Consider the following 19,516-nt stretch of genomic DNA (forward strand, 5'->3'; position numbering starts at 1 on the left):
GGACCTCTTAGCGATAGATCGGGAAGCGCGCGGTCAGTTCGCGCACCTGAGCCGCCACGCCCGCGACGACGGCCGGATCGGCTTCATCGCCGCCGTTCATCGACGACACGACGTCGGCGATCCAGTGGCCGATCTGCTTGAACTCTTCCTCGCCGAAGCCGCGCGTGGTGCCCGCCGGGGTGCCCAGACGGACGCCCGAGGTGACGGTGAAGGGCGCGGTGTCGAACGGCACGCCGTTCTTGTTGCAGGTCATCAGCGCCTTCTCGAGCTCATGCTCGGTGGCCTTGCCGGTCACGCCCTTGGGACGCAGGTCGACCAGCATCAGGTGGCTGTCGGTGCCGCCCGAGACGATGGCCAGGCCGCGCTCGACCAGAACGGCCGCCAGGGCCTGGGCGTTCTTGACCACCTGCTGGGCGTAGAGCTTGAACTCGGGCTTCAGCGCCTCGCCGAAGGCCACGGCCTTGGCGGCGATGACGTGCTCCAGCGGGCCGCCCTGCAGGCCGGGGAAGACGGCCGAGTTGATCTTCTTGCCCAGATCCAGGTCGTTGGACAGGATCATGCCGCCGCGCGGGCCGCGCAGGGTCTTGTGGGTCGTGGTGGTGACGACGTGGGCGTGGGGCATCGGGTCGGGATAGGCGCCGCCGGCGATCAGGCCTGCATAGTGAGCCATGTCGACCATCAGATAGGCGCCGACGCTGTCGGCGATCTCGCGGAAACGCTTGAAGTCGATGTGGCGGCTGTAGGCCGAGGCGCCCGCCAGAATCAGCTTCGGCTTTTCCTTCTGCGCCATTTCGGCGACGTGATCATAATCAATCAGATGGTCGTCTTCGTTCACCTTGTAGGTGACGGGGCGGAACCACTTGCCCGACTGGTTGGCGGGCGAGCCGTGAGTCAGGTGGCCGCCGCAGGCCAGGTCCATGCCCAGGAAGGTGTCGCCCGGCTGCAGCAGGGAGAAGAAGACGGCCTGGTTAGCTTGAGCGCCCGAGTGGGGCTGGACGTTCACATAGGCGGCGCCGAACAGTTCCTTGGCGCGCTCGCGGGCCAGGTCTTCGGTGATGTCGACGAACTCGCAGCCGCCGTAATAGCGACGGCCGGGATAGCCCTCAGCGTATTTGTTGGTCAGGACCGAGCCTTGCGCGTCCAGCACCGCCTGAGAGACGATGTTTTCCGAAGCGATCAGCTCGATCTGCTCCTTCTGGCGACCGAGCTCGCCCTGGATGCCCTTGAAGATCGCCGGATCAGCATCGGCGAGGCTCTTGGTGAAATAGGAATCGTGCGTGAAGGCGGTCACTGGAGGCATCCCGGAGGCTGAAGGCTGAAACGGCGCTCCCTTCTAGGCCGCCCTGCCAGAAGCCACAACATCTAGTGGCCGCTGCGACCGATCAGCCCAAGGGAAAACATCGTTCGAAAACACGTGCGCGAAACATTGCGAACCGCTATCATCCCAACAACTGGCGGGGAATGAATCACGATGAAAAAGTTGATGGGGTACGCCGTTGCGGCCCTTTGCCTTATGGCGACCCAGGCGGCTGCGGCCCCGGTAACCTATTACATCCAGAGCGAGCCCTACACCGCGATCACCAACTCCACGGCATGCCCGGTGGGGGTGTGCAAGGCCTATGTCGCGGGCCAGCGCCTGAGCGGGACGATCACCTTCTTCGGTCCGCTGGACCCCGACCTCAATGTTCAGACCGATGACGTCGGTCATATGATCGACGATTTCGAGATCAGCGACGGCCAAAACACCTACACCCTGCTGACCGCGGGCATCCCTGATCCGAAGATGGTCATCAACTTCGCCAACGTCAGCACCGACGCCAGCGGCGTCATCACGGCCTTTGAGTTCAAGTTCGACCGGACGAATGGCGCGCCGTTCCTTTTCTCCGCCACGCCGTCAAACGATCTCAACACGCGTGTCTCGACGATTTATTTCAGCTCGGTCCATCCGGCGATTTCGGTCGATAACAACGCCCGATGCACGGCGCGCGGCGCCGTCAGCAACGCCCCCACCAACACGCCGGGCGCCGGGTGCATTAATACGACGGCCGCCCCGGCTGAAGGCGCTTCCCAGGCCCAGGCGGGCGCAGTGACCATGTCGCTCACCCCGCCCTCGCCGCCCGCGCCGGTGCCGACCCTGTCGGAATGGGCGATGATCCTGCTGGGCGTCTTGCTGGCCGGCGGGGCGGCTCTGAGCCTGCATCGCCGCCGTCAGACGGTCTGACGGCAAAGGTCAGCGGCGCGTCGTCAGCGCACGCTTCAGCTTGGCGATCGCCACGCGTTCGACCGCGCGCGGCTCGGCGGCGGGGCCTATGGCGGAGACCTCCACGCCCGTGGCCGTGTGGACGGCGGAGCATTTCACATAGGGGCCGTTGCGGACGAACTCGACGATGATCTCGCCGAGGTCAGCGTCAGCCGTCACGCCGCGACCGGACGACGCGCGACGTTACAGTGGGACCACAGCTTGTCCATCGCATCGACCAGCTTGTCGATCATCGCATCATCATGATCGGGCGACGGAGTGAAGCGCAGGCGCTCGGTCCCCTTGGGCACGGTGGGATAGTTGATCGGCTGGACGTAGATGCCATGCTCTTCCAGCAGCATGTCCGAGATCAACTTGCAGTGCACCGGGTTGCCGACGTGGACCGGCACGATGTGGCTGACGCTGGGCAGGACCGGGATCCCCGCCTCGGACAGACGGCGCTTCAGGGTGGCGGCGCGCTCCTGATGGGCGTCGCGCAGTTCGGGGTGCGCTTTCAGATGGCGCACCGAGGCCAGGGCCCCGGCGGTCAGAGCGGGCGGCAGGCTGGTGGTGAAGATGAAGCCCGAGGCCCAGCTGCGCACAGCGTCCACGATCACCGCGTCGGCGGCGATGTAGCCGCCCATGACGCCGATGGCCTTGCCCAGGGTGCATTCAACGATGTCGATGCCGTCCAGCACGCCGTCGCGCTCGGCGACGCCTGCGCCGGTCGCGCCGTACAGACCCACGGCGTGGACTTCGTCCAGATAGGTCAGGGCGCCGTATTTCTTGGCCAGGGCGATGGTGCCCGCCAGGTCAGCGATGTCGCCGTCCATCGAATAGACGCTCTCGAAGGCGATCAGCTTGGGCGCGTTGACCGGCGCGGCGGCCAGCAGTTCCTCAAGGTGTTCGAGGTCGTTGTGGCGGAAGATGTGGCGCTCGCCGCCGCCGTTGCGGATGCCCGCGATCATGGAGGCGTGGTTCAGCGCGTCCGAGAAGATGATCAGGCCCGGCAGGATCTTCTGCAGCGTCGACAGCGTCGCCTCATTGGCCACATAGCCCGAGGTGAACAGCAGGGCGGCTTCCTTCTGGTGCCAGCTGGCCAGCTCGGCTTCCAGGTCGACCGCCGAGCGCGTGGTGCCCGAGATGTTGCGGGTGCCCCCTGCCCCGGCGCCGCTGAGATCGATCGCGTTCTTCATCGCCTCGACCACGACCGGATGCTGGCCCATGCCGAGGTAGTCGTTCGAGCACCAGACCACCACATCCTGGTGCGTGCCGTCCGCGCGCCGACGGCGGGCAAGAGGAAATTGCCCGCGCACCCGCTTCAGATCGGCGAAGACACGGTAACGGCCTTCGCTGCGGACCTGATCCACAGAGTTCTGAAAGGCGGACTTATAGTCGAACAAGGCGGCGCTTCTTTCGCTTATGCAGCTTTGCGAGCCTAATTGCGCGCGCCGCCCTGTCTTGTCCATGTCAGGCGCAGGACAAAACGTCTCAACCCCTTAATTGATAACGGTTCTCAGCTTTGAGAAAGCCCGTGATTTCCTCCCCATGCCAATAGGGAGCTGGATCGGACGCGGAGCGGTCGAGACGGAGGGGCTGCTTGGTTCTGCCGTCGTCAGGCCCCTCCACCACTTCGTGGTCCCCCTCCCCATTAGCATGGGGAGGAAAGCCATGGCTCAGCTCAGCGTATCGATCCGCCCGCGCAGCATCTGGACCATGGCGGAGAAGTCCTTGCCGCCGTAGCCGAGGCCGTTGAACAGGGCGTAGAGAGCTTCGGCCTGGGCACCCAGCGGCGTCGAGGCGCCGGCCTTGGCCGCGGCGTCCTGAGCCAGCTTGAGGTCCTTCAGCATCATGGCCGTGGCGAAGCCGCCTTCATAATCGCGGTTCGACGGGGCGGTCGGCACGGGACCGGCCCAGGGGTAGTAGCTGGTCACGCTCCAGCACTGGCCCGACGACTTGGAGGCGATCTCGAAGAAGCGCTCGGGTTCGAGCCCCAGCTTCTCGGCCAGGGCGATGGCCTCGCAGGTCCCGATCATGCTGATGCCCAGCAGCATGTTGTTGCAGATTTTGGCCGCCTGCCCCGCGCCGTGGTCGCCGGCGCGGATGGTGATGCGGCTCATCGGCTCCAGCGCCGGTTCGACGCGGGCGAAGTCGGCCTCGTCGCAGCCGACCATGAAGGCCAGGGTCCCGGCGTCAGCGGCGGCCGTGCCGCCCGAGACGGGCGCGTCGGCGAAGGCGTAGCCCGCTTCCTTGGCCAGGCCGGCGACCTTGCGCGCCGTCTCCACGTCGATGGTCGAGCAGTCCAGCAGAAGCGCGCTGGAGGGCGCCGCGCCGATGATCTGTTCGGAATAGACGCTGAGGACGTGCGGCCCGGCGGGCAGCATGGTGATGACCACCTCGGCGTCCTTCACGGCCTCGGCGACCGAACTGACGGTGCGGCACCCGGCCTCGGCGGCGCGTTCCAGCGCGGCGGGCGACAGGTCGAAGGCGGCGACGTCATGCCCGGCCTTGGCCTGATTGGCGGCCATGCCGCCGCCCATGTTGCCCAGACCGATGAAGGCGATGCGAGTCATCTGTGCGTTTCCCTTATGGATTTTGGCCGAGGGTTAGCGCCGCACGACCCGCTTCGCCAGTCACCAATTTGAGACGAGACGCCTCAGTTCGGCTTGCGGAAGCGATAGACGAACTGGTTGGTCTTGCCCCGGATCGCCTCGTCGAAGACGTTCAGGCTGTGGTCGTCGGCGGGGTTGGCGACGGCCGTGCTTTCGCCGTCAAAGACGAAGCCGGCGGCTTCGACCTCCTTGCGAAGCTGGGCGCCCTCGATGCGGTGCAGGGTCTCGACCACGGTGTTGGCGGCGCCAGGCGCGGCCTGGTGGTCGATGACGACATAGAGACCGCCGGGCTTCAGCGCCTTGAAGATGTCGGCGTTCATCTTGGCCACGTCCACGCCGAAACGGGGGATGTGGAAGTCGTGATATTCCTGGCTCATGAAGACCAGATCCAGCGGCTGGTCGAAGCTCATGGCGTCCAGGTCGCCGTTGACGCGGCTGACGTTGGGATAGGCGGCGACCAGGGCGTCGGCGCGCGGATTCTCGCGCTCGGCCGTGCGGTTGGGCACGAAGGCGTAGACGTGGCCGCCGTCGCCCACGACGCGCGCGAACAGGCGGGTGAAATAACCCGCGCCGGGGCGGATGTCGGCGATGCGCTGGCCCGGCTTCACCTGAGCGAAGGCCAGCATCTCGGCGGGATGACGCAGGGCGTCGCGCTCGACCTCGTCGGCGGGGCGTAGAGAGTCGGCGACGGCGGCCTGATAGGCAGGCGCGGCGGCGTCCTGAGCCAGAACAGGCGCGGCGCTCAGGAAGGCGGCGGCGACGGCGGCGGCGAGCAGATGCGGTTTCATGACGAATTCCTTGATCTTGCGGCTGCCCCGGTCGGGGCCTTCAGACATCATAAGGCGCGGGGTCGGAGCGGCTGGCAAGCCGCTTCGACGCATAATCAGCCGGCCGTCATGGCCGCCGCGGCCTGCTTCTCTCTCAGTGTGACCAACTCCTCGGCCATCGTCGGGTGAACGGCGCAGGTGGCGTCCCACTGAGCCTTGGTCAGGCCGGCCTTTACAGCGATGGCGGCCAACTGGATCATCTCGGGGCTGTCAGGGCCGACGATGTGGCAGCCGACGACGCGCTGGGTTTCGGCCTCGACCACCAGCTTCATCAGGACCCGCTCGTCCGAGCCCGTGAAGGCGTATTTCATCGGGCGGAAGCGGGTGACGTAGACATCCACCTCGCCCGGACAGGCGTGGCGGGCCTCGGCCTCGGTCAGGCCGACGACGCCGACGGGCGGCTGGCTGAACACGGCTGTGGCGACGGCTTCATAGTCGAACCGCTGAGGGTTGTTCTTGAACACCGTCTCATGGAAGGCCACGCCCTCGCGGATGGCGACGGGGGTCAGGTTCATCCGGTCGGTGACGTCGCCGATGGCCCAGATGTTGTCGGCCGTGGTCTTGGAATATTCGTCGACCTTGATGGCGCCGTTCTCGTTCAGCTCGACCCCGGCGGTTTCCAACCCCAGCCCCTCGACATAGGGCGCGCGTCCGGTGGCGAACATCACCACGTCGGTCTCGATCTTCATGCCGTTTTCGAGGTGGTTGATCAGGCCCGCCTCGGTCTTTTCGATCGATTCATGCTGGCAGCCGAGAATGACCTTGATGCCGCGCTTCTCGATCTCGCCCGCCAGATGGGCGCGCACGTCGTCGTCGAAGCCGCGCAGGATGTTGGGCCCGCGATAGATCAGGGTCGTCTCGACCCCCAGCCCGGCGAAGATGCCCGCGAACTCCACCGCGATATAGCCGCCGCCGACGACGAGGACGCGCTTGGGCAGTTCGGGCAGGTGGAAGGCTTCTTCGGAGGTGATGGCGTGCTCGATGCCCGGCAGGCTGTCCGGCTTCCAAGGTCGGCCGCCGGTGGCGATCAGGATTTTCTCGGCCGTGATCGTCTGGGTTTCAGCGCCGTCCTTGCCGATGACCTCGACGGTGTGGGCGTCCTTCAGCACGGCGCGCCCATGCAGCAGGTCTACGCCCGCCTTGCCCAGATTGGCGGCGTAGATCCCGGACAGACGGGCGATCTCGACATCCTTGGCCTGAAGGAAGGTCGGCCAGTCGAACTTGGCGTCGGCGAACGACCAACCGTAGCCCTCGGCGATCTCAAGCGCGTGGCTGACCTCGGCGGCCATGACCATGAACTTCTTTGGGACGCAGCCGCGAATGACGCAGGTGCCGCCGACCCGATACTCCTCGGCGATGGCGACCTTCTTGCCGCCCAAGGCCGTCAGCCGCGCCGCCCGCACCCCTCCCGAACCAGCGCCGATGACGAAGAGGTCGTAGTCGTATTGGCTCATCGGGGGCTCCGGCTGGCTGGACCTAAAAAATAGAGTCCAATTCGTCTGAATCGTCTGAAATCGCGCGGTTGAACCGCAGCGCTGACCCCGACTTAGGCGCCCGGATGCGAGGGGGCAAGGCGCGAGGCAGGCCCGTGTCAAAGAAGCCCGAGTGGGCGAGGACAGCCACCGCCCCGCTTTCACCAGACGCGGTTATGAAATACTGTGGCTGGGTCAGAATATGTCGTGAGGCCAGGTGATGATCGCAGCCCTTCTCGCTCTTGCGCTCAGCGCCAGCGCCCCGCCCGCTCAGTCGGCCGCGCCCGCCCCTGAGGATCAAGCGGTTCGGCTGGAAGATATCCAGGTCTCGGGCCGACGCCTTGACGACCTGATCGAGAGCTTCGTCAGCGAAGTCGCAGCGCCCAATCGCGGGCGCGGCATCGCCCGATGGGACCGCAGCGTCTGCGTGGGCGCCGTCAATCTGCGCCGTGAAGCCGCGCAATATCTGGTGGACCGCGTTTCGACCGTGGCGGAAGACCTTGGATTGAACGCCGGCGACCCCGGCTGCACGCCCAATCTGCTGATTGTCGCGACCGCCGATGGCGACGCTTTCGCACGGGAGTTGGTGGAACGCCGCCGTCGGGCCCTGCGCATGGGCGGCTCCGGCATGGATCGCGGCGCCGCGGCGCTGAGAGACTTCCAGGAGACGAGCCGCCCCGTCCGCTGGTGGCAGGTCAGCATGCCGGTCGATTCCGAAACGGGTCAGCGCGCGGTCCGCATTCCCGGAGAATGCGCGGACGCCTGCTCGGGGCCGATGGACTACGCTCCGACCATCAACGTATTCGCAGCTTCGCGGCTGACGACCCAGATCGTCGACAACATCTTCCGCGCCATCATCGTCGTGGACGTCAGCAAGACCGGCGCAGTCAATTCGGTGCAACTGGCGGACTATATCGCCATGGTGTCGCTGGCGCAGATCGACCCGACGGCGGACACCAGCGCCTACACCTCGATCCTGAACGTCTTCAACGATCCGGGCAGCGCTCCTTATCTGACCGAGTGGGACAAGGCTTATCTGGACGGCCTGTACGGCGCCCAGCGCACCCGACAGAACGTGCGGGCGGGCAAGTCGGAGATCCAGTCCTCGATCCGCCGCGCGCATGCCCGCCTTGCCGACGAGGCGCCGCCGACTACGGATTGATCGTATAGACGCCCTCGTCCGTACCGATGACGGCCAGGTCAGTCAGGTCGAGGAACAGGCCATGCTCGACCACGCCGGTCAGGCTCTTGAGGTCGGAGGCGAGGCGGGTCGGCTCGGCGATCAGCTTGCAGGCGGCGTCGTAGATCAGGTTGCCGCCATCGGTGCGGATCAGGCCGCGTTCGGCCTCGCGCACGCGGGCGGGCGAGGCGATGTCGTGATCGGCCAGCACGTCGGCGATGCGGTTGGCGGTCGTCTTGTGGCCGAAGGCGACGACCTCGATCGGCAGGGGGAAGGTTCCCAGCGCCGGAACCACCTTGGCCGCGTCGGCGATGCAGATGCAGCGGGCGGACGCCTCCCACACCAGCTTCTCGCGCAGCAGGGCCGCGCCGCCGCCCTTGATCAGCGCCAGGCCGGGGCCGATCTCGTCGGCGCCGTCGACGGTCAGGTCGATGCGGGGGGTGTCTTCCAGCGACGACAGGGTCAGACCCAACTTGCGCGCCAGATCGGCCGTGCGCTCGGACGTCGGGACACAGCGCAGGTCGGGCAGGTTGCGGGCGGCCAGGGCTTTCACGAACCAGGCGGCGGTGGAGCCGGTGCCCAGACCGACGACCATTCCGGCCTCCACGTATTGAGCGGCGGCTTCGCCGGCGTTCTTCTTCTGCAGGTCGCTCATTGGGATTTCGCCGCCTTCTTCGCGCGCATGGTTTCCATGAAGCGGGCGGCCCAGCCCGGCTTCGTCGTCTGCTGACCGCGCGCCAGGGCCAGGTCGCCGGGCGCGACATCCTTGGTCACCACGGAACCGGAGCCGACCATGGCGCCCGCGCCGATGGTCACGGGGGCGACCAGCGAACTGTTCGAGCCGACGAAGGCCCCCTCGCCCACCGTGGTGCGGTGTTTGAAGAAGCCGTCGTAGTTGCAGAAGATCGTGCCCGCGCCGATGTTGGCCTTCGCGCCCACATGGCCGTCGCCGAGGTAGGCCAGATGATTGGCCTTGGCGCCCGCGTCCATGCGGACGTTCTTGACCTCAACGAAGTTGCCGATCTTGACGCCCTCGCCCAGGTCGGCGCCGGGGCGCAGGCGGGCGTAGGGGCCTACCTCGGCGCCGCGGGCGATTTTGGCGCCCTCGATATGGCTGAAGCTGCGTATGCGGGCGCCCTCGGCCACGCGGGTGCCGGGGCCGAAGACGACGAAGGGCTCGATGGTCGTGCCAGCGCCGATGTCCGTGTCCCAGGCGAAGTGGACGGTGTCGGGGGCGCTCATGGTGACGCCCTGCGCCAGGAAATGCTCGCGCTGGGTCTTCTGGAACAGGGCCTCGGCCTGAGCCAGCTCCCCTTGCGCGTTGACGCCCATGACAGAGTCTTCGGCGGCGAAGACGGCGCGGGTCGGGGCGCCGCGCTTGCGGGCCAGTTCGACTACGTCGGTCAGATAGTACTCGCCCTTGGCGTTGTCGTTGCGGACCTCGGCCAGCAGGTCGAACAGCAGGCCGACCGGCGCGGCCATGACGCCCGAGTTGCAGGCGGTGACGGCCAGGACGTCAGCAGACGCCTCCTTGGCCTCGGTGATGGCCAGCAGGTCGTCGCCGTCGAGGATCAGGCGACCGTAGGCGCCGGGATCGCGGGCCTCGAAACCGATGACGGTGACGCCTTCATGAGCATCAGCGAAAACCGGCTCGATGTCGGCGGCCTTCAGCAGGGGCACGTCGCCGTAGGTGACGACCACATGGCCGACGAAGTCGCCCAGCACCGCCTCGGCGGCGCGGACGGCGTGGCCGGTGCCGAGCGGCGGGTCCTGAACGGCGATGCTGTCGGCGCCGAGGCGCTTTTCGACATGGGCGCGGACTTCCGGAGAGTGAGAGCCGACGACGACGACGATGCGTTCGCAGCCCAGAGCCTCGGCCGCGTCGATGGCGTGGTCCAGCATGGCGCGGGCGCCGACCGGATGCAGCACCTTGGGCAGCGGCGACTTCATCCGCGTGCCTTGCCCCGCGGCGAGGATGATGGCGGCCCTAGGATGACTCTGGGGATGGGGTGCGGTCATGAATCGATCCGGCGGCTTGTCGTTGCTTGCGATCTAGCCCATTGCCGGGGTCTTCGCGAGCCGGGAGACAGATGAGTGAACATTGAGCGCGACCTGGAAGGCTGGACCATCGCCTTCGATCTGGACGGAACGCTGGTGGACTCGGCGCCCGACCTGATCGGCACGTTGAACCGGATGCTGGCGGAGTATGAGTTGCCGCCCGTGCCCATGTCTTCGACCCGGCATCTGGTCGGGCACGGCGCGATGGCCATGCTGCGCCACGGCTTCATGGAAGCGGGCGCCGCCTGGGACGAGGCCCATGCGCCCGGTCTGTTCGAGCGTTTCATCGAGGACTACCTGGCCCATATCGCCGACGAGAGCCGCCCGTTCGACGGCTGCGTCGCGGCGCTGGACCGCTTGAGCGCGCGCGGGGCGATCCTGTGCGTGGCGACCAACAAGCGCACGGACCTGTCGGTGGCGCTGATCGAGGCGCTGGGGCTGACGCGCCACTTCGCCTTCGTGGCCGGGCCGGATGCGGTCTCGACCCGCAAGCCCAGCGGCGCGCACATCATCGAGGCGGTGCGCAAGGCGGGCGGCGATCCGGCGCGCTGCGTCATGGTCGGCGACAGCACCACGGACACCAGGGCGGCCAAGGATGCGGGCGTGCCCTGCATCGCCGTCAGCTTCGGTTACAATGACGTGCCGCATAATGAATTGGGCGGCGATGTGATGATTGATCACTACGATGCGTTCGAAGCGGCGCTGGCCGGGGTGATGAGAGCATAACTCTCCCTTCTCCCCTTGAGGGAGAAGGTGGCCCGTCAGGGCCGGATGAGGGGAGTCTGCGCGACGGTTGAAAGTCGCGTGATCGTGCGGCTGTTGGATCGGATACGAGGCGCCGGCGCCCCTCATCCGAGCGCCTCCGGCGCCCACCTTCTCCCTCAAGGGGAGAAGGAAAAACTATCGAACACTTTAGAACTTCTGCACCCCATCTGCGCCCGTCGCTGTTGCCGTCTTCGCGTCTGCGAAACACATAGGTCGACCTGTTCCTCCCCAAGGGTCGTCATGCTTCGTCGCTTCTTCGCCATTCCCCTGTGGCAGCGCACCGCCGCCGGTTTCGCCCTGGGCATTATCGCCGGCCTGATCCTGCGCGAGCAGGCGACCGTCTGGCTGCAGCCCATCGGGGACGTCTATCTGAACCTGATCCGCATGGTGGTAGCGCCGCTGGTGCTGTTCACCATCGCCAGCTCGATCGCCAAGCTGGGCGAAGGCGTCGGCGCGGTGCGGCTGGGGGTGCGGACCATCGTTTGGTTCGCCGTCACCTCCCTGCTGGCCGTGCTGGTCGGTTTTGCGTTCGGGCACATCATCAATCCGGGAGTTGGCCTGTCCGACCTGCCGCTGGGCGAGGTGAAGGCGCGCGAGATCCCCTCGCCGTTGCAGGTGCTGCTGGGCGTCGTGCCGACCAATCCCTTCGCCTCGCTGGCTGAAGGCAAGGTGTTGCAGATCATCTTCTTCTCGGCGCTGCTTGGCGCGGCGCTGGTTGCCCTGGGCGACCGGGCGCAGAACGCGCGCAGGCTGGTGGATGAGGGCGCGGCCCTGATCTTCCGCATCACCCGCTGGGTGATCCAGCTGACCCCGTTCGGGGTGTTCGGCCTGATCGGTTCGGTCGTCGGCGGCTATGGCTGGGAGGCGCTGCTGCCGCTGGGCAAGTTCATCTTCGCCATCTATGCGGCCTGCCTGTTCCACATCCTGGTCGTCTATTCGGGCCTGCTGAAGCTGCACGGGCTGAAGGTGGTCAGCTTCTTCCGCGGCGCGGGCGCGGCCATGCAGACGGCCTTCGCCACCTCCTCGTCTCTGGGGACCCTGCCCGTCACCCTGCGTCAGACGGTCGAGCGCCTGGGCGTGCCGCAGGCCTACGCCTCCTTCGCCGTGCCGCTGGGGGCCAATGTGAAGATGGACGGGTGCGGCGCGATCTATCCGGCCATCGCCTCCATCTTCATCGCCCAGTATTTCCAGATCGAGCTGACGGCGACGCAATATGTCCTGATCGGCCTGACGGCGGTGCTGGGCTCGCTGGGCACGGCGGGCGTGCCGGGGACCAGTATCGTCATGCTGACCCTGACGCTGTCGACAGCGGGCCTGCCGCTGGAAGGCGTGGGCTACATCATCGCCATCGACCGCATCATCGACATGATGCGCACCGCCACCAACGTCACCGGCCAGATGATCGTGCCCGTCCTGGTCGCCAAGGAGGAAGGCATCCTGAACCAGGACATCTATGACGGCCACGTGGCCTGGCTGCCCGGCGATCCGGAAGACGAAACGCCGGACGGCGTGCGGGCGGCGGGAATCTGAGCAAGCGACGCACCGATTTGATGAATTGAGGCTTGCCGTCGTCGGAATCGCGGGCTATGTCCCCGCCTCCCGACGGCGCTGTCACTGACCGCCCCGTTCCCAGGCGGACGCGTAGCTCAGCGGGAGAGCACCTCGTTCACACCGAGGGGGTCACAGGTTCAATCCCTGTCGCGTCCACCATTCCTCCTCCCGATGATTTCTTGCTTCCGACAAGCCGCCGTCAGCTTGACGCTTAAGAACGCTCGTCTTTACAGTTTTCCTGTTTCAACAGCAGGCCTTGCACCCTTTCCGCGCGCGTTGCGTTAGGGACCCAACAGGACGGGGGGCGTGTTGAAGACACTGGCCAAAACGATTGACCTAGTCGCGGCCTTCGACGCCTCGCCTAACCCCTATATGCTGCTGGATCGCGACCTGAGATTTGCCGGGATGAACCAGGCCTATCTGGATGTCACCCAGCGCACGCGCGAAGAGCTGATCGGCGCCCACGTCATGGACGTCTTCGGGGCGGCGGCGGACGGTCCTGGTCGTGAAGACAGCCAGCGGCTGGAAGCGTCCTTCAGAAAAGTGCTGGGGAGCGGGCAGTCCGATCATCTGGCCCTGCTTCACTATCCGATCCGGACGACAGGGGCCCACGGCCAGGCCGTGTTCGAAGAGCGCTACTGGAGTTGCACCCACACGCCGATCAAGAACGATCAGGGCGAAGTCACCCATATCCTGCAGCACACCAGCGATGTCACCGACCTTATCAGGGCGCGGCCGACCCAGGATGGTTCAGGCAACGCCCTCGATGAAATGCTAGGCGGCGGGGTCTTCCGTCGCGCGCTGAAGGTCGAGGCCGACAATCAGAGGCTGGAGGCCGAACGGCGGCAGCTATCGGACGTGCTGTTGAACGCGCCGGGCTTTGTAGCCGTTCTGAGCGGACCAGATCATGTCGTGCAGTTCTGTAATGAGGCCTGCTACCGGCTCGTCAATCATCGCGACATTCTGGGCAGCACCGTCAAAGACGCCCTGCCCGAGTTGGGCGAGCAAGGTCATCTCGACTTCCTCAACGACGTTTACGAGACTGGGGAACCGGTCATGGGCCGGCAGCGCGCGTTCAGCCTGCAGCATTCGCCCGACGGACCGGCCGCCAATCGCTACATCGACTTCGCCTATCAACCCATCCGGGACGAGAACGCGCGCGTGATCGGCGTGTTTGTTCAAGGGCATGACGTGACGGATGTCGTCATGGCCGCCGAACGGCAGAAGCTGATGATCGACGAGCTCAATCATCGCGTGAAGAACACCTTGGCCACCGTTCAATCGATCGCCATGCAGACGGCGCGCACCCATCAGGACCCCCGCTCTTTCGCCGAAGCCTTTGAGGCGCGGCTGATGGCCCTGTCGCACACCCACGACCTGCTCACGAAGAGCCACTGGGAAGGAGCGGACCTGCGCGCGGTGTTGGAACATGAGACGCTGGCGCATGGCGTGGGGCGACTGAGCCTGAACGGGCCTCACATCGCCTTGTCGCCCGCCCGCGCCCTGTCGCTGGGCATGATCTTCCATGAACTGGCCACCAATGCCGCGAAGTACGGCGCCCTGGCTCATGGCGACGGTCGGGTGTCGGTCGACTGGCGCGTGATCCCTCATGCCTCGCCCCAGTTGGAGATCATCTGGAGCGAAAAAGTCGGTCGGCCTGTGAAGAAGCCAGAGCGGCGCGGTTTCGGCACTCGCCTGATCGAACGCAATGTTCGTCACGACCTGCGCGGCGCCGTCGATATGAGTTACACAGAAGACGGCCTGAGCGCCCGATTCACCCTGCCGCTGGAGACAGAAGCCTGATGACCGATATCTTTTCCGGCAGACGCGTGCTCATCGTTGAGGACGAGTCCCTGGTGGCCATGCTGCTGGAGACGATCCTGGCCGATCTGGGCTGCGACGTGGTCGGCCCGGAATCCAACATCGAGGACGGGCTGAACGTCGCGTCAGGGACCGCGCCGCTCGACGCCGCCCTGCTGGACGTCAACGTCGCGGGGCGAGAAATCTTCCCGGTGGCCGAGGCGCTGAAGGCCAGGGGCGTGCCGTTCGTGTTCTCGACCGGCTATGGCGAGGCGGGGCTGCCGGAACATTGGCGCGGCAACCCCACAGTGCAGAAGCCCTTCACTGAAGGCGCCATTCGCGACGCCTTGATGACGGCGCTGAACATGCAAAGGGCCTGAGCGCCGAGGGGCTGACGCGCGCTTACGACGGATGCAGCGCCGACCATGCCGACAGGCGGGCCATCGCATCCGCTTCTATGTCCGCATAGAAAGGGTTGTAGGGCGGGATCTTGCGCTGTTCCGCCCAGGCGCCGGTCGGTCGGAAGGACTCTGAACTCAGGCGAGACCGCCACAGAACGCCGTCGCGGCACTCGGCGGCGACGATGCGACGCTGCAGGGCGGGACGTACGCCCCACTCCAAATTGGTGGCGTTGGTGGCGCCGCGGCTTTCGCGCATTTCAGAGCGCGGGGCGTCCGCTGATCCCGTCACCGGATTGACGCAGGCCGAGGCCAGGCCGTCGAACGTCACCAGAGTTCCACGGTCGTCCCATGTCAGAGCCCGCCGCAGCGCGCGGCGCGCCTCGCTCTCGTTGTTCTCCTCCAGCGAGCGCCAGGTTATGACGCAGCCAGCCTGCTCGCGGCTGCTGCACAGGGGAATGGTGGTGAAGCGAGACGTCGGAGCCAGGTGCTCCATCAGGTAGGCGGCGACCAGACGCGAGCGCAGGGCGGGATCGGGCGCGATCCGTTCATGCAGCAGGCGGTCGGCCAGTTCGGCGCCCTGCTCTACCCCGGCCAGGATAATGGGGCCGTCCGGATGGCGTTTCAGCCAGGCGCCGAAGGCGGCGGATATGTCCTGATAGGCGAAGGCGCGCGCCTCTCGGGCGTCTTCGCGCAGGGTCAGGCGGGTGTAGAGGCTGGCCTGGCGATACAGGGGCGCGCTGACGTCTCCAGCCAGGGCCAGAGGCCCGGCGTAGTTGGGCAGGACCGCGCCGCGCAGCCCGGCCAGGGCGCGGGCGTCATCAACGGCCCCGTTCCACTCCTTGCCGCCGTTATAGGTGGTGGAATGGACGAAGAAGACGTGTGCAGGACCGGCCGTCGGCGTGCGCGCGTCCAGCAGCGCCCAGGCGTCCGTCTGCGCATAGTCAGGCGTGGCCGGCGGCTGATAGGTCTGGAACGGCACCTGCGGATCCAGAGCTGAGCGCAGGATATCGCCGCGCCAGACGACGACCGCCGCCGTCAGAATGAAGACGAGCGCAAAGCCCGCGTAGCCGACCCACTGGCGCGCAGTCAGCCGGGGCAGCATCAGCGGTACGTGTCCGACTGGGCCAGGAAGTCCTGGACGTAGCGGCGGACGCCTTCCTCCAGTGGGGTCGACTGGCCGCCGTAGCCGAGGGCGCGGATGCGATCCATGCGGGCCTCGGTGAAGTACTGATAGCGGTCGCGGATCGCCTCGGGCATGTCGATATAGGCGATGGACGGCTCCTTGCCCGCCGCGGCGAAGGTCGCCCGCGCCAGATCGGCGAAGGAGCGCGCCTGGCCGGATCCGGCGTTGAACACGCCCGAGATGTCTTCACGCTCCAGCAGCCACAGGATGATGTTCACCACGTCGTCGACGAAGACGAAGTCGCGCAGCTGGCCGCCGTCGGGGTAGTTCGGGTTATGCGAGCGGAACAGGCTGACCGTCTCGCCCGCCTGAACCTTGGGCCAGATCTGGGCCACGACCGACTTCATGCCGCCCTTGTGGCCCTCGTTCGGGCCATAGACGTTGAAGAACTTCAGCCCCGCCCACTGACGCGGCGCCTCGTCGCGATCGGCCTGCCGGACGGCGTATTGGTCGAACAAGTATTTCGAATAGCCATAGGCGTTTAGGGGCCGAAGCGAATTCAGGCTCTCAGGATCGTCGCGATCCTCGAACCCCGCCTCGCCGTCGCCGTAGGTGGCGGCCGAGGAGGCGTAGATCATCCGCACGTTGCGCACCGCGCACCAGTCCCAGATGTCGCGCGACAGGCTGAAGTTGGTGCGCAGGATCAGGTCGGCGTCCGGCTCGGTCGTCGAGGAGATGGCGCCCATGTGGATCACCGCCTCGATGCGGTCGGCGTGACGCTCCAACTGCTCGAACAGCTCTTCGGGCGCCCACAGGTCGGCGATCGGGTGTTTGGCGATGTTCTTCCACTTGGCGAGATCGGCCGTCTCCAGCCGGTCGCAGACGACCACGTCCCAGGCGCCGCTCTCGCACAGGCGGGCGACGATGTTGGAGCCGATGAAGCCCGCGCCGCCGGTCACCACAATCATGCGAGGCGTCATTTTTGATCCCCTACCGCTGCGCTGCTTGAGGGGGTCATTCGGGAGCTCCAGTCATCTTCTCGATGGTCTTGGTCGTGGAATAGCCGTCGGCGAAGTCGGCCAGACGGACTTCGCCGCCCCAGCTTTCGACCTCGGCGGCGCCGACGACCTTGTCCTTGGTGTAGTCCGCGCCCTTGATCAGCACGTCGGGCCGCAGCCGCTCGATCAGGGCGATGGGGGTCGGGTCGTCGAAGGCGGTGACGCGATCGACGCTGGCCAGACCGCCGATGACGGCGGCGCGGCTGTCGAGGTCGTTGACGGGACGGCCCTCGCCCTTCAGGCGGCGCACCGAGGCGTCGGTGTTCAGCGCCACGACCAGCCGGTCGCACCAGCTGCGCGCTTGGGCCAGATAGGCGACGTGGCCGCGGTGGAGGATGTCGAAACAGCCGTTGGTGAAGCCGACCTTCAGGCCCTGACGCTTCCACGCTTCGACCTGATCGCCCAGCTCGTCCAACGGGGTGACCTTGGACTGGGCCAGGGCCGCGTGCTGGCTCATCTCGGCCTCGATCAGTTCGGCGGGTGTGACGACGGCGGTGCCGCTCTTGCCCACCACCACGCCCGAGGCGAGGATGGCGAACTGCACCGCCTGCTCCAGCGTCGCGCCCGCGCCCAGCGCGAGGCCTAGCGCGGCGAGGCAGGTGTCCCCAGCGCCCGAGACGTCGAACACTTCACGCGCCCGGCCGGGGAAATGGGTGACACCGCCGCCTCTGCGGGCCAGCGTCATGCCCTTGCCTGCGCGGGTGACGATGACGGCCTTGGCCGTGGTGGCGTCCAGCAGGGCGGCCAGCGCCGCCTCGACCTGTTCGTCGGTCTCGGTCGGCAAGCCGGTGGCGCCCGCCAGTTCGCTCGCGTTCGGCTTGATGACGTCGACCGCGCCATAGCGGGCGAAGTCGCGGCCCTTGGGGTCGACGATGACCGGCGCGCCGTATTCGGCCCCGGCCCAGAGCGCCGCCTGGATCGCGCCGTCGTTCACCACGCCCTTGGCGTAGTCGGACAGCAGGATGGCGCCCGCGCCCTGAAACACCGCCTTGTCGGCATAGCCCGAATGGGGCGCGGCCTCGTCGTCCAGACGCAGCAGCTGCTGGCCGGCGGCGACGAACCGCGTCTTGACGATGGTGGCGGCGCCCTCGGGACGGATCAGGGCGTCCTCGATCCGGTCCTCGGCGGCGATCAGATCGGCCAGTTCGGCGCCCGCCGGGTCATGGCCCGCGACCGCGCCCAGACGGGCCTGACCGCCCAGAGCCGCGACGTTGCGGGCGACGTTGCCCACGCCGCCGGGCATGGCCACGGTGCGGCGCGCGCGCAGGACCGGGATCGGCGCCTCGGGCGAGATGCGGCTGACCTCGCCATAGACATAGCGATCCAGCATCAGATCGCCGACGCAGGCGACCTTCAGGTCGTGCACGCGCTCCAGCAGGGACTGCAGGGCGCCGAGATCGAGAGAACGTTCAGCCATGACGCCGAACTAGCGGATTCACGCCGTCTTCGCCATCGGCCCCTTGTGACCCAGCTTGATGGCCAGGTCGTCAAAGGCGACCAGTTCGGCCGCCAGGGCCTCGAACTGGCTCAGCGGCACCATGTTCGGGCCGTCCGACGGAGCGTTGTCCGGGTCTTCGTGCGTCTCCATGAAGACGGCGTCGACGCCGACCGAGACGGCGGCCCGCGCCAGCACCGGCACGAACTCGCGCTGGCCGCCCGAGGACGTGCCCTGCCCGCCCGGCTGCTGGACGCTGTGGGTGGCGTCAAAGACGACCGGACAGCCGATTTCGCGCAGGATCGGCAGGGCGCGCATATCGCTGACCAGGGTGTTGTAGCCGAAGCTGGCGCCGCGTTCGCAGGCCATGACGTTAGGATTGCCGGCGCCTGTGACCTTGGCGATGACGTTCTTCATGTCCCAGGGCGCCAGGAACTGGCCTTTCTTGATGTTGATCGCCTTGTTGGTGGCGGCGGCGGCCAGCAGCAGGTCGGTCTGGCGCGACAGGAAGGCCGGGATCTGCAGCACATCGACAGCCTCGCCCACGGGCGCGCACTGGGCCTCGGAGTGGACGTCGGTCAGGGTCGGCAGGCCGGTGACTTCCCGGATTTCGGCGAAGATCGGCAGGGCGTCCTTCAGGCCGATGCCGCGCGCGGCGCTGGCGCTGGTGCGGTTCGCCTTGTCGAAGCTGGTCTTGTAGATGATGCCTAGGTTCAGCCGCTCGCCGATCTCTTTGAGCTGATGGGCGGTCTCAAGCGCGTGCTGGCGGCTTTCCATCTGGCAGGGGCCGGCGATGAAGACGATGCGGGCGCCGCCGCCGATGACGACGGGGGTCTTGAGGCCTTCGGACAGGGTGATGACGGCGTTCGGAGAGGTCACGGCGGCGCTTTCGACTGGTTTCAACGGCGGTTCGCGAGCCTATGCCGCGACTTTGAGTCGGACAGGTGGCGTCGCGGATGCGTTTGCGCAACTTATCCGGCGACTCGGGCCCTGAC

Annotated in this window: 18 protein-coding genes and 1 tRNA gene; 7 read left to right on the forward strand and 12 right to left on the reverse strand. The window is 66.7% G+C overall.

Annotated elements, in window-relative coordinates; genetic code table 11:
• Positions 1 to 7: 7 nt before the first annotated feature.
• The gene (gene glyA / locus PIB44_RS08085) at positions 8 to 1,291 is read right to left on the reverse strand and encodes a serine hydroxymethyltransferase (protein WP_376787710.1); all 1,284 of its coding nucleotides are present in this window, start codon (positions 1,289 to 1,291) and stop codon (positions 8 to 10) included.
• Between the two features lie 192 nt (positions 1,292 to 1,483).
• Between glyA and PIB44_RS08090 the strand changes: the two genes are divergently transcribed.
• The gene (locus PIB44_RS08090) at positions 1,484 to 2,221 is read left to right on the forward strand and encodes an IPTL-CTERM sorting domain-containing protein (RefSeq protein WP_278068975.1); all 738 of its coding nucleotides are present in this window, start codon (positions 1,484 to 1,486) and stop codon (positions 2,219 to 2,221) included.
• 9 nt (positions 2,222 to 2,230) lie between these two features.
• Here the strand turns inward: PIB44_RS08090 and PIB44_RS08095 are convergent, their stop codons facing one another.
• The 5 genes from PIB44_RS08095 to gor all read right to left on the reverse strand — a co-directional run bounded on the left by PIB44_RS08095 (position 2,231) and on the right by gor (position 7,132).
• On the reverse strand, positions 2,231 to 2,419 hold the full coding sequence (locus PIB44_RS08095) for a DUF6898 family protein (RefSeq protein WP_278068976.1): 189 nt from the start codon (positions 2,417 to 2,419) through the stop codon (positions 2,231 to 2,233).
• A complete protein-coding gene (gene hemA / locus PIB44_RS08100) occupies positions 2,416 to 3,642 on the reverse strand; it encodes a 5-aminolevulinate synthase (protein ID WP_278068978.1) in 1,227 nt (408 codons plus the stop codon). Before hemA ends, PIB44_RS08095 begins: the two co-directional genes overlap by 4 nt.
• A 273-nt stretch (positions 3,643 to 3,915) precedes the next feature.
• Positions 3,916 to 4,812: a 3-hydroxyisobutyrate dehydrogenase gene (mmsB, locus tag PIB44_RS08105; RefSeq protein ID WP_278068980.1), complete on the reverse strand. Its 897-nt coding sequence runs from the start codon at positions 4,810 to 4,812 to the stop codon at positions 3,916 to 3,918.
• An 83-nt stretch (positions 4,813 to 4,895) separates the two neighbouring features.
• The gene (locus PIB44_RS08110; RefSeq protein WP_278068981.1) at positions 4,896 to 5,639 is read right to left on the reverse strand and encodes a class I SAM-dependent methyltransferase; all 744 of its coding nucleotides are present in this window, start codon (positions 5,637 to 5,639) and stop codon (positions 4,896 to 4,898) included.
• A 95-nt stretch (positions 5,640 to 5,734) separates the two neighbouring features.
• Positions 5,735 to 7,132 (reverse strand): glutathione-disulfide reductase, encoded by a 1,398-nt coding sequence (gene gor, locus PIB44_RS08115; protein ID WP_278068982.1) that lies wholly within the window; start codon positions 7,130 to 7,132, stop codon positions 5,735 to 5,737.
• A 238-nt stretch (positions 7,133 to 7,370) separates the two neighbouring features.
• Between gor and PIB44_RS08120 the strand changes: the two genes are divergently transcribed.
• The gene (locus tag PIB44_RS08120; protein ID WP_278068983.1) at positions 7,371 to 8,312 is read left to right on the forward strand and encodes a hypothetical protein; all 942 of its coding nucleotides are present in this window, start codon (positions 7,371 to 7,373) and stop codon (positions 8,310 to 8,312) included.
• Here PIB44_RS08120 and rpiA read toward each other — a convergent pair.
• Both rpiA and glmU read right to left on the reverse strand, forming a co-directional pair.
• Positions 8,302 to 8,985, reverse strand: coding sequence for a ribose-5-phosphate isomerase RpiA (rpiA, locus tag PIB44_RS08125; RefSeq protein WP_278068984.1), 684 nt, complete (start codon positions 8,983 to 8,985; stop codon positions 8,302 to 8,304). The two genes, PIB44_RS08120 and rpiA, sit on opposite strands and share 11 nt — an antisense overlap.
• Entirely contained in the window at positions 8,982 to 10,349 is a 1,368-nt protein-coding gene (gene glmU, locus PIB44_RS08130; protein WP_278068986.1) for a bifunctional UDP-N-acetylglucosamine diphosphorylase/glucosamine-1-phosphate N-acetyltransferase GlmU, read from the reverse strand. Before glmU ends, rpiA begins: the two co-directional genes overlap by 4 nt.
• A gap of 75 nt (positions 10,350 to 10,424) precedes the next feature.
• Here glmU and PIB44_RS08135 point away from each other — a divergent pair, with 75 nt between their 5' ends.
• The 5 genes from PIB44_RS08135 (at position 10,425) to PIB44_RS08155 (ending at position 14,884) form a co-directional block, all read left to right on the forward strand.
• Positions 10,425 to 11,114 (forward strand): HAD-IA family hydrolase, encoded by a 690-nt coding sequence (locus PIB44_RS08135; RefSeq protein WP_278068987.1) that lies wholly within the window; start codon positions 10,425 to 10,427, stop codon positions 11,112 to 11,114.
• A gap of 279 nt (positions 11,115 to 11,393) precedes the next feature.
• A complete protein-coding gene (locus PIB44_RS08140; RefSeq protein WP_278068988.1) occupies positions 11,394 to 12,683 on the forward strand; it encodes a dicarboxylate/amino acid:cation symporter in 1,290 nt (429 codons plus the stop codon).
• A gap of 105 nt (positions 12,684 to 12,788) precedes the next feature.
• Positions 12,789 to 12,863, forward strand: a tRNA-Val gene (locus tag PIB44_RS08145).
• A gap of 147 nt (positions 12,864 to 13,010) precedes the next feature.
• On the forward strand, positions 13,011 to 14,507 hold the full coding sequence (locus PIB44_RS08150) for a sensor histidine kinase (RefSeq protein ID WP_227157298.1): 1,497 nt from the start codon (positions 13,011 to 13,013) through the stop codon (positions 14,505 to 14,507).
• Positions 14,507 to 14,884 (forward strand): response regulator, encoded by a 378-nt coding sequence (locus tag PIB44_RS08155; protein ID WP_025977083.1) that lies wholly within the window; start codon positions 14,507 to 14,509, stop codon positions 14,882 to 14,884. The genes PIB44_RS08150 and PIB44_RS08155 overlap by 1 nt, the downstream gene beginning before the upstream one ends.
• Before the next feature lie 22 nt (positions 14,885 to 14,906).
• Here PIB44_RS08155 and PIB44_RS08160 read toward each other — a convergent pair whose 3' ends face one another.
• From PIB44_RS08160 to kdsA, 4 genes are read right to left on the reverse strand one after another with little or no spacing between them, the layout of a single operon-like run.
• The gene (locus PIB44_RS08160) at positions 14,907 to 16,007 is read right to left on the reverse strand and encodes a DUF3089 domain-containing protein (RefSeq protein ID WP_278068990.1); all 1,101 of its coding nucleotides are present in this window, start codon (positions 16,005 to 16,007) and stop codon (positions 14,907 to 14,909) included.
• Positions 16,007 to 17,008, reverse strand: a complete 1,002-nt coding sequence (gene rfaD / locus PIB44_RS08165; RefSeq protein WP_278068991.1) for an ADP-glyceromanno-heptose 6-epimerase — start codon at positions 17,006 to 17,008, stop codon at positions 16,007 to 16,009. The genes PIB44_RS08160 and rfaD overlap by 1 nt, the downstream gene beginning before the upstream one ends.
• A 34-nt stretch (positions 17,009 to 17,042) precedes the next feature.
• Positions 17,043 to 18,503, reverse strand: coding sequence for a D-glycero-beta-D-manno-heptose 1-phosphate adenylyltransferase (rfaE2, locus tag PIB44_RS08170; protein WP_278068992.1), 1,461 nt, complete (start codon positions 18,501 to 18,503; stop codon positions 17,043 to 17,045).
• 18 nt (positions 18,504 to 18,521) lie between these two features.
• Positions 18,522 to 19,424, reverse strand: coding sequence for a 3-deoxy-8-phosphooctulonate synthase (gene kdsA, locus PIB44_RS08175; protein WP_376787711.1), 903 nt, complete (start codon positions 19,422 to 19,424; stop codon positions 18,522 to 18,524).
• Positions 19,425 to 19,516: the final 92 nt, after the last annotated feature.

Origin of the sequence: Brevundimonas sanguinis (genome assembly GCF_029636725.1) — a bacterium.
Taxonomy (GTDB): Bacteria; Pseudomonadota; Alphaproteobacteria; order Caulobacterales; family Caulobacteraceae; genus Brevundimonas; species Brevundimonas sanguinis.

Excerpts from the sequence above, each read along its gene's own strand:
- PIB44_RS08090 (WP_278068975.1), top strand. The coding sequence starts at position 1,484 with ATGGGGTACGCCGTTGCGGCCCTTTGCCTTATGGCGACCCAGGCGGCT.
- mmsB (WP_278068980.1), bottom strand. The coding sequence starts at position 4,812 with ATGACTCGCATCGCCTTCATCGGTCTGGGCAACATGGGCGGCGGCATG.
- PIB44_RS08110 (WP_278068981.1), bottom strand. The coding sequence starts at position 5,639 with ATGAAACCGCATCTGCTCGCCGCCGCCGTCGCCGCCGCCTTCCTGAGC.
- gor (WP_278068982.1), bottom strand. The coding sequence starts at position 7,132 with ATGAGCCAATACGACTACGACCTCTTCGTCATCGGCGCTGGTTCGGGA.
- PIB44_RS08120 (WP_278068983.1), top strand. The coding sequence starts at position 7,371 with ATGATCGCAGCCCTTCTCGCTCTTGCGCTCAGCGCCAGCGCCCCGCCC.
- rpiA (WP_278068984.1), bottom strand. The coding sequence starts at position 8,985 with ATGAGCGACCTGCAGAAGAAGAACGCCGGCGAAGCCGCCGCTCAATAC.
- glmU (WP_278068986.1), bottom strand. The coding sequence starts at position 10,349 with ATGACCGCACCCCATCCCCAGAGTCATCCTAGGGCCGCCATCATCCTC.
- PIB44_RS08140 (WP_278068988.1), top strand. The coding sequence starts at position 11,394 with ATGCTTCGTCGCTTCTTCGCCATTCCCCTGTGGCAGCGCACCGCCGCC.
- PIB44_RS08155 (WP_025977083.1), top strand. The coding sequence starts at position 14,507 with ATGACCGATATCTTTTCCGGCAGACGCGTGCTCATCGTTGAGGACGAG.
- PIB44_RS08160 (WP_278068990.1), bottom strand. The coding sequence starts at position 16,007 with ATGCTGCCCCGGCTGACTGCGCGCCAGTGGGTCGGCTACGCGGGCTTT.
- rfaD (WP_278068991.1), bottom strand. The coding sequence starts at position 17,008 with ATGACGCCTCGCATGATTGTGGTGACCGGCGGCGCGGGCTTCATCGGC.
- rfaE2 (WP_278068992.1), bottom strand. The coding sequence starts at position 18,503 with ATGGCTGAACGTTCTCTCGATCTCGGCGCCCTGCAGTCCCTGCTGGAG.